Origin of the sequence: Chryseobacterium cupriresistens (assembly GCF_046614675.1) — a bacterium.
In the GTDB taxonomy this organism is placed as follows: Bacteria; Bacteroidota; Bacteroidia; order Flavobacteriales; family Weeksellaceae; genus Chryseobacterium; species Chryseobacterium cupriresistens.
The window spans coordinates 1-288 of the sequence record NZ_JBKKJT010000038.1; the positions used below are offsets into that span (position 1 = coordinate 1).

Annotated in this window: 1 protein-coding gene; it reads left to right on the forward strand. The window is 69.1% G+C overall.

Annotated features, from left to right (window positions below; all coding sequences use genetic code 11):
* Window positions 1-288 (forward strand): SDR family NAD(P)-dependent oxidoreductase (locus tag ACLI50_RS22560; RefSeq protein WP_411414676.1); only part of this gene is annotated, 288 nt, incomplete at both ends.

Below are 288 nucleotides of genomic sequence, written 5' to 3' on the forward strand. Positions count from 1 at the left end.
TCGAACCTGGACACCACAGTCACGGTCTTCGGCGGATCGGGGTTTCTAGGGCGGAACGTGGTCCGGGCGCTCTGCAAGCGCGATTACCGGGTCCGCGTCGCGGTGCGGCGGCCGGAACTGGCCGGCCATCTCCAGCCGCTCGGCCGGGTCGGGCAGATTCATGCCGTCCAAGCCAACGTCCGCTACCCGGCCTCGGTCGAGGCGGCGATGCGTGATTCGCAGGTCGCCATCAATCTGGTCGGCATCCTGGCCGAGGGCGGCGGGCAGAGCTTTGACGCGGTGCAGGTG